Annotated in this window: 4 protein-coding genes; 3 read left to right on the forward strand and 1 reads right to left on the reverse strand. The window is 59.4% G+C overall.

Annotation, left to right across the window (positions count from 1 at the left end; all coding sequences use genetic code 11):
• Positions 1 to 60: 60 nt before the first annotated feature.
• On the reverse strand, positions 61 to 624 hold the full coding sequence (gene mntP, locus F0169_RS26355) for a manganese efflux pump MntP (protein ID WP_058413969.1): 564 nt from the start codon (positions 622 to 624) through the stop codon (positions 61 to 63).
• 348 nt (positions 625 to 972) lie between these two features.
• Here mntP and F0169_RS26360 point away from each other — a divergent pair, with 348 nt between their 5' ends.
• Genes F0169_RS26360 through F0169_RS26370 form a run of 3 tightly spaced genes read left to right on the forward strand, consistent with a single transcriptional unit; the run spans position 973 to position 3,060 of the window.
• Positions 973 to 1,527 carry a histidine phosphatase family protein gene (locus F0169_RS26360; protein WP_152748056.1) on the forward strand — a complete coding sequence of 185 codons (555 nt, stop codon included), beginning with the start codon at positions 973 to 975 and terminating at the stop codon, positions 1,525 to 1,527.
• A 45-nt stretch (positions 1,528 to 1,572) separates the two neighbouring features.
• Positions 1,573 to 2,328, forward strand: a complete 756-nt coding sequence (gene cobF, locus F0169_RS26365; protein WP_152748057.1) for a precorrin-6A synthase (deacetylating) — start codon at positions 1,573 to 1,575, stop codon at positions 2,326 to 2,328.
• Positions 2,329 to 2,340: 12 nt separating this feature from the next.
• A complete protein-coding gene (locus tag F0169_RS26370) occupies positions 2,341 to 3,060 on the forward strand; it encodes an alpha/beta hydrolase (protein ID WP_152748058.1) in 720 nt (239 codons plus the stop codon).
• Positions 3,061 to 3,120 lie beyond the last annotated feature (60 nt).

Genomic DNA, 3,120 nt, shown 5'->3' on the forward strand with positions numbered 1-3,120 from the left:
GCACACCGGTTGATGCCATCGCGAGCGAGCACTCCCACATTTGAATGCATTCTCGGCTAATCAGGCCGACAAGTGCTCGTACAAAATCGTCGCACCCACCAGCATCAGCACCACGCCGCCGACCATCTCGGCACGTTTGCCCACCACCGTCCCTAACACTCGTCCGAGCATCATGCCGATGGTCACCATGGTCATGGTCGCCAGGCCTATGGCCGCCGAGGCCAGCAGAATATTCACGTCGACAAACGCCAGGCCCACGCCGACCGCCAGTGCATCAATGCTCGTCGCAAAAGCCGTGATGGCGAGGATCATGAAGGAATGCTGCGTCGGTTTTTCAACCGATTCGTCGTCTGGCTTGAAGCCGTTGTAGATCATGTGCGCGCCCAGCACCACCAGCAGCGTGAAGGCGATCCAATGGTCCCAGCTTTCTACCCAGCGTGTGGCCGCATGGCCGATGGCCCAGCCGATCATCGGCGTGATCGCTTCAATCACACCAAAGATCAGGCCTGCGCGCAGGGCTTCGGTCAAGCGTGGTTTGTGCAGGCTGGAGCCTTTGCCAATCGCCGCCGCAAAGGCGTCAGTGGACATGGCAAGCGCGAGGAAGATCAGCGAAATGGGGTTCACGGTAAGCGTTCCAGTCGGGCTGTATGAGTCAACGACACAACCACACGCCCGACTTTAGGCATGGATGTGTCGCTGGTCTCACCAACCACAACGGTGCTCGTACCACGGCAGGTTGCCGAATATGTTGATACGAACGCTTCTGACCGAGTCAGAAGCCGGTTACTCCCCAACGAAGGGCTGCAGCTTAAACGCCGGGATATGAAAAATTCGTTAACCTGTGTTTACGCCACCCGCAAGACCTTCGACGCCCACCCACCCCAGTCGAGGTCCTGCGCCCTATTCATTGTAATATGCTCAACCAATTTGGCCGGTCTACGTTGATTGCGCGCGCAACTAGAGTGAACTGTGATGCAGGCCACCCGTTTAACCTTGATTTGCCATGCCGCCACGCTGTTTCAAAAACAAGCGCGGTTTGCTGATGATGAGCCCATCACCATGGACTGGCACAGCGCTGCCTTATCGCAAGCCGGTCGCTTCAAAAAAAGCCTGCGCGTGGTGTGCGGGCCAGAGGCCAGAACCCGACAAACAGCCGGCTTGTTCAGCGACAACGCACAGCTTGAAGACGCCTTGCGCGACGCTGATTTTGGCCGCTGGAAAGGTCTGCAAATCAGCCAGCTTGGCGGTGACGAGTTAAGCGCGTGGATGGCCGACAGCGCCAGCGCGCCGCATGGCGGCGAGTCGGTGGAGCAGGTGTGCGCACGGGTAGGGCGCTGGATGAAATCCCTCGAAAGCCAATCCGGGCACATAGTGGCTATTACCCACCCATTTGTGATCCGCGCCGCAATGCTGTACGCCTTGCAGTTCCCGGTTTCGATGTTCTACCGGATCGACGTTGAGCCGCTGTGCAGCACCGAGCTGCGCTTCAACACGGTGTGGCGCCTGCGCCTGGAAACTCACGCCTGAGCCCGCGAACATGGCAAAATCTACGCCCCGCACTGAGAGCAACCCATGAAACGCATCCTGATCATCGGCATTGGCGCCGGCAACCCTGACTACATCACGATGCAGGCCGTGAAGGCGCTGAACCGCACCGACGTGTTTTTTCTGATGGACAAGGGCCAGAGTAAAAACAAGCTGATCGACCTGCGCCGCGAGATCTGCGAGACCTACATCACCGAACCCGGCTACCGCTTCGTCGAGGCCGAATGCCCCGAGCGCGTGCGCGGCGATATTGACTACACCACCGCCGTACAAGACCTCAACCGTGACAAGCAGCAGACCTTCGAACGCATGATCAACGAAGAAATGGTTGACGGTGAAGTCGGCGCGTTCCTGGCCTGGGGCGACCCTGCGCTGTACGACAGCACCCTGCGCATTCTGCAGGCGATTCTGGCCAGCGGCCGCTGTGAATTTGAGTTTGAGGTAATCCCCGGCATTACCAGCGTGCAGGCCCTGGCCGCCCAGCATAAGGTGGCGTTGAACCGCATCGGCCGTTCCGTCGAGATCACCACCGGGCGCCGGTTGGCGGCGGGGCAGGCGAGTGATGCAGATACCCTGGTGGTGATGCTCGACGCCGAAGATTCCTACCGCAGTGTGGCTGATCAGGACCTGGATATTTACTGGGGCGCCTACCTGGGCACGCCGGATGAAATCCTCATCAGCGGCAAAGTCAGTGAAGTGGCAGAACAAATCGAACGGGTGCGCAAGGCTGCGCGCCTGGAAAACGGTTGGATCATGGACACTTATTTGTTGCGCAAACCCTGAGGTAGCTTCCCCATGCTCAAACTGTTTGCCCTGGCGTTGACCCTTTTCGCGGGCTCCGCACATGCCGATTCTGAACTGCACACCGACTTGCCGTTGGCGTACCTGGAACAGACTCAAAGCGAGGCGCGCAACCAGCCGCTGGTGATTTTCTTGCACGGGTTTGGCAGCAACGAGGAAGACCTGTTCGGCATCAAGGATGCGCTGCCGTCGACGTGGACCTATTTGTCGGCACGCGCGCCGCTGCCGGTGCCCCCGAGTGGCTATCGCTGGTTTACCAAGACGCCGGGTGATGGCGATTACGATGGCGAGACGGCTGATTTGCAACGCAGCGCCAAGCTGATCGAAGACTTTGTCGGCAAAGCCACGGCCAAATACCACACCCAAAGCGATCGGGTGTTCCTGGTCGGGTTCAGCCAGGGCGCGATCATGTCTTACGAGGTGGGCTTGCGGCAGCCCAAGTTGCTGCGCGGGATCGCAGCATTGAGTGGCAGTGTGTTGCCGGTGCTCAAGGCTGAGCTAAAGCCCAGCGCAGCGTTGGGCCAGTTGGCGATTTTTATCGGCCACGGCACGCTGGATCAGGCGCTGCCGTATACCTCGGCAACGCGCGCGAACGAGGTGTTGACGGGGTTGGGGTTGAAGCCGGAGTTTCACGGGTATCCGGGCATGCCGCACACCGTGAGTGAGGCCGAGGTGCAGGATTTGAAAGCCTGGCTGGAAAACAGCCTGAAATAAACCTGTGGCAAGCCTGGGTCAAAAGCGCCTTCTGTGGGAGTGGGCTTGCTCGCGATAGCG

Source organism: Pseudomonas kitaguniensis, from assembly GCF_009296165.1.
GTDB lineage: Bacteria > Pseudomonadota > Gammaproteobacteria > Pseudomonadales > Pseudomonadaceae > Aquipseudomonas > Aquipseudomonas kitaguniensis.